The organism is Sulfobacillus harzensis, assembly GCF_012933365.1.
Lineage (GTDB): Bacteria > Bacillota > Sulfobacillia > Sulfobacillales > Sulfobacillaceae > Sulfobacillus_B > Sulfobacillus_B harzensis.
The window spans coordinates 1-4,486 of sequence record NZ_JABBVZ010000171.1; the positions used below are offsets into that span (position 1 = coordinate 1).

Below are 4,486 nucleotides of genomic sequence, written 5' to 3' on the forward strand. Positions count from 1 at the left end.
GGGCGCGTACGCGCCCCTGTTGGAGTCTCGTATTTTCGTGTTCATACCCTTGGTGTAGCAGATTTTGGGATTTTCCGTCAGTATTACTGCCAAAATAGCGCCATCATCCCATTGTTACCGACTATGACGCAGCCCTGGTGCGATGTTGGCTATAGGTTGCATGAAATACGCGCCCGTATGCAGAGAAGCTTAAGACACCGTAAAAAAGAAAAAGCCCCGCCGTTCGCGGCTGGTTGGCAAAATATTGTTAAAACGGTTGACGCCCCGGGGCTGTGCTGTCGGGCGCCGGGATGAAGACCGGCACACGCCTCCCCCGCTTTGAGACTTTCTCGAATGCCTCGTTATCCTCTTTATCTCCCGGAGAGGGCTGCTAATTGCTCCCTATCCTTGTGCGTGATGATCAGCCGATCGACCCGGTTGGCGATTCATTGAGCAGTTTTTAAAGGCCCTTTTTGTGGTAGTTCATCCCCGACCGGGGATCGGCGACCACCTCGAGTGTCCCGCCTTGGCGGGCCCAATACCGCGCCAACTGCTGCGTTTGCCGTTCTAGATCCTCGTTCTGGTCGTGGCTCGATACCCGAGCATCGGCGAGGGTTTTTCGCGTCATATCGGACGTAGACCGGACACGTTCAGGGCCCAGTTTCGCCAAATCGTAACGACCGTGGCCGCCTCCGGTCTGCTTTCGGAACAATTTCCCTTCGCATTCCCAACGCCGTAACGTCGTCATCGAAGCCACCCAAGGCGTGGCCCGCTTCCCCAACGCTGACAAATCTATCCATATTGGAGTATATCGATGGTTATGGAAAGATTGCTACCAAACTGTGTAAACCTCTCTCCCCCCAGCTGGCCATACTCCCACCCCGCGATTGCGCGGATACCACGGTCCACCCGGCGTTCGTACCCTCGCGACCGCGTCACGGCTCGTCAATCGCTGGGCGGCCGTTTCGCCAGGGATGAAGCACGGCATAGATGCTGGCAAGGTGCGGGGTGGCAATGTCTTGTCCACGGGCCATGTTCAACAGAGCTCCCTGCAAACTCTCGACCTCGAGTGGCCGGCCATTTTCGAGGTCGCGATGCATCGAAGATGTCATGCTCCCCGATATGGTGTAAAAGCGGGCGAGAACCGCGTCCGCGATTCCGGCGGGGAGTCCTGGCTCGGTCCTTAGGGCGATTTCAGCAATCTCCTGAACAAGGTCATGGAGCAAGTCTCGGGCAGCTGGATCTTCCAAGACTCCCCCGACGGGCTTTCGGACCGCAGCAGTGATACCACTCAGCGAGGCCAGAAAGATGTATTTAAGCCACATATCAACCATTATCGCCTCACTCAGCGTACTGGGAATTTGAGCTTTCTGGAACCAGGCTTGAATCTCGTTCAAAAAGCCCGGTTCAATAGCACCGAGTGGACCAAACGTAATGTCCTGCATAGGGCTGGTTTGCACGACATCGCCTTCTGGGCTTAGTCTGGCCTCAATGTAGCAGGCACCACCAAGTACCCGATCCCGACCGAAGGCGTCAACTAGGGTCTCGAGATGCTGCACACCGTTCAGCAGAGGGAGAATTGTCGCGCCCTTGGCGACTAGTTTTCCGAGATCGGGCATGGCCACATTCAAATGGTAGTTTTTGACCGCTAGAATAACGAGATCGGGCGACTCCACCGCGTCGGCGGTCAAGACCAGACGAGGTTTAAGCGTGACGTCGCCGTGTACGCTGTGGATTACCAGTTCGCGGGTCATAAGTTGTTGAGCACGGCGCTCCCGAACCAGAAATGTCACCGGGGCTCCGGCCGCCGCAAGCCTGCCGCCAAAGTAGCCGCCCACCGCCCCAGCGCCGAACACCACGATATTCATGGGCATCTCTCCTGCGCTTTTGCTCACATCATACGCTTTGTTATCGAGCGGGGAAAAGGTCGCTAGCGGCAAAGGGGCCGGTCGTCCCCGTGGTCTTCTCTCCCCCAAAGACGTCAGTTTGTCTTGAAAGCTTTGCCTTGCCAACCTGTCTGCGCCATCGTAAAAAACGCCCAGGGAAGGCCCTCGTGAGGTCATCCGATACCAATGTTGAGCAACACGCCCAAGCGGCGTGGCCGCGCCATGGAAAACATCCGTGGCGTCTACGACCCCTCGACCATCGCTGCAATGGCATAAAAAGCCCCGAATGACAGCCCGATGGCACCTAGGCGTGAGATGCCCCCGCACGGAGAGGAAATTCAGTCGCCACTCGATATCGCCCGCGAGCCGAATACTACCCGCGCGCCCGTCCGGTCTTGGTGCTCCGCCTCTTCCGGAGTCGCGGCGGTGCGCGCATCAAAGAAATCAGGGACGATGACGTGAAGCTCTTGCCCCGCCAACCGATTGGCCAGTGCGACAATGTCCTGATTGACTCCCAACCACAGTCGCTCGTCTCCCATTTCCGCCATGGGTCAAAGTGTCGTTGAACCACGCTTCCCCTCGCTGAGGACAAACGAGATGATCCGAATGAAAGTGCCCATTCGCATTGGCTTAGCGCCGCGGCACGACCGACAATGGCCGAGATGGGCTAAGCATTTCAAGTTTCGACAACATGGTTGCGGCAGACGAAGGGGATTCATCGAGCATCCCCATGTCGATGACGCTGCCATTCCTTGCGTCAACGATAACCACGAGGGTGTTGCCGCTCTCCGGCGGTGCTCCGGCCGGTGCTGTGCTCCATTTAGGATTCGAAAAGGAGCCTTGCATGACCACCACGTCCATCGGCATTGACCCATGATCGGTGTGAGCCCCTGATTTCGCTAAATTGCCTTTGACGGGGCGGCTCACGAAGTACCGCGCTGAGGTCGGATGATCCTCATGGGCTCCCGCGGCGATGCTCTCAGCAACGGCTGCCAGGGTCTCTGAGCCCCAAGCCGGGCCTGACGACACGGATGTCGACCTGTGCGACGCCGCTAACAGCTTCGGCTGAAGATTTCCCGCCGATGTCCATAGGCTGGCCGCCACCGCGGCGGTGCCAAGCGCTACACTTCCGCCCACCCATAGCCGCCGCTTGCTCATGAGGCACACTCCTTTGTTAGGACGCTGAATCGATGGTAGGACCAAGACCTCAAGATCCCTCATGACGTCAAGTGCTGTTCCCTAGGGACTAAACGCCGCATTGCCCCAAACCGTTTCACATCGGGTTTTGTTTCACGGGGTGCGTCCTGGCCGTTTCAGAAACGGGACCATGGCGAGTCATAGGCTGAAACTTTGGCTTTGCTTTCCATCCGGGAGCCCTCTTTAAGCTATGACAAGTGGGTCAACAACCGAACGAAACACACCACGTGTTTGAGGCGGCGTCTTAGCCGCTTTCAGTGGCTGCTGCAAATGATAACGGGGATGCGCAACCGACGTGGTGCCTCCCCACCTCCCAGATCAGGGACGAGACCGTCGACGGCGAAACCGCGAGAGACGATAGACCTTTTTCGGCCGTGGGCGTCGGCCTTGACGGGTTGCCGTGAGAGCCAATAGACCCACGACAATAACCCCCACTAGAACGTCCCTGGCATGGGTTCTGATCCAGGTTCCGGCTTCTTCAAGGGGTCGGGGCACGGCGGCGGGATTCCACCCCTTGGCGGCACTGCCAGCCCCCTCTGCCACCGCCTGAGCCCAGGTATAGACGTAATGGGGCGGTTGTTCAACTGCTGTGACAATCATAGCATCGGAATCTTCTGTTATCGAACGGTCAATGGGCAAGACTGTGCGGGTGATCGTCGGCACTTGCGCGGCCCCAGCGATGAGGTACCAGGTGCCCGGACGACCAGCCAGTAAACGTCGAGACCATTCCGCTAAGATATTGTCGCGGTGTCCCCAGCAACCGGTAGCGGTTGCCGACGTGCACGCCAGATTCGGTGTTCTCCTTAGGGGCCCGTTCCAACCATCGTCGTACATCCAGCCATAGTCGCTGGCCAGGGGCCCTACCCCCTCGGCCCAAATGGAAAGGGCGGGCCCAGCAGGGGATCGGAGTATCGGATCGGTGCCACGGGCCGCCCCGCGTTTGGCCACCCGGTTCAACGATGCCGTCAACCCGGGAAGAGGATGTTCGCTCCTGGCTATCCGTTCAAGGTTCGTGATGACGAAGATCTGATCGGCCGGCGTCAGATTCGTCCAGTTGCGAGGCAAATATATGGGCCCAATCCCCTCCTTCCGTCGAGCGTTATCGAGGGCTCGTACGGTATCAACCAGGCAGGCGTGCGATTGCAGGCCCCACTCCGCGCAGGTTCGATTAAAGTTCGGTCGGGGCGATAAATTCGATGTCGGCGGGGGTGGTGCATATTGCGTCAGCAACAGCGAGGCCAAGAAGGCGAAACTCACGTGAGTGTTCCCTCCAGTCGGTGTGGAACCCCATGAAATTAATCAGACAATCAGACGGCTGCATTAAATGCGCAGAAACCGCGGCACGGCCTAGGAGAGTTTTCATAAAGTCTCCCGGGAGCGTCGACCTGGCGGAACGCGCCAAGATTTTGCGATCGCAGCCAGCA

General features: G+C 58.2%; 5 protein-coding genes. All 5 read right to left on the reverse strand.

Features of this window, described 5'->3' with window-relative positions; translation table 11 throughout:
• Positions 1–439 precede the first annotated feature (439 nt).
• The 5 genes from HIJ39_RS21545 to HIJ39_RS21565 all read right to left on the reverse strand — a co-directional run bounded on the left by HIJ39_RS21545 (position 440) and on the right by HIJ39_RS21565 (position 4,319).
• Positions 440–727 carry a recombinase family protein gene (locus HIJ39_RS21545; RefSeq protein ID WP_169103098.1) on the reverse strand — a complete coding sequence of 96 codons (288 nt, stop codon included), beginning with the start codon at positions 725–727 and terminating at the stop codon, positions 440–442.
• Between the two features lie 187 nt (positions 728–914).
• Positions 915–1,847 carry a ketopantoate reductase family protein gene (locus HIJ39_RS21550; protein WP_169103099.1) on the reverse strand — a complete coding sequence of 311 codons (933 nt, stop codon included), beginning with the start codon at positions 1,845–1,847 and terminating at the stop codon, positions 915–917.
• 356 nt (positions 1,848–2,203) lie between these two features.
• Positions 2,204–2,413 carry a hypothetical protein gene (locus tag HIJ39_RS21555; protein WP_169103100.1) on the reverse strand — a complete coding sequence of 70 codons (210 nt, stop codon included), beginning with the start codon at positions 2,411–2,413 and terminating at the stop codon, positions 2,204–2,206.
• A gap of 82 nt (positions 2,414–2,495) precedes the next feature.
• Positions 2,496–3,023 carry a hypothetical protein gene (locus tag HIJ39_RS21560; RefSeq protein ID WP_169103101.1) on the reverse strand — a complete coding sequence of 176 codons (528 nt, stop codon included), beginning with the start codon at positions 3,021–3,023 and terminating at the stop codon, positions 2,496–2,498.
• A gap of 357 nt (positions 3,024–3,380) precedes the next feature.
• A complete protein-coding gene (locus HIJ39_RS21565) occupies positions 3,381–4,319 on the reverse strand; it encodes a hypothetical protein (protein ID WP_169103102.1) in 939 nt (312 codons plus the stop codon).
• Between the last annotated feature and the right edge of the window lie 167 nt (positions 4,320–4,486).

Coding starts and splice junctions, on each gene's coding strand:
- HIJ39_RS21545 (WP_169103098.1), bottom strand. CDS start 727: ATGACGACGTTACGGCGTTGGGAATGCGAAGGGAAATTGTTCCGAAAG.
- HIJ39_RS21550 (WP_169103099.1), bottom strand. CDS start 1,847: ATGAATATCGTGGTGTTCGGCGCTGGGGCGGTGGGCGGCTACTTTGGC.
- HIJ39_RS21555 (WP_169103100.1), bottom strand. CDS start 2,413: ATGGCGGAAATGGGAGACGAGCGACTGTGGTTGGGAGTCAATCAGGAC.
- HIJ39_RS21560 (WP_169103101.1), bottom strand. CDS start 3,023: ATGAGCAAGCGGCGGCTATGGGTGGGCGGAAGTGTAGCGCTTGGCACC.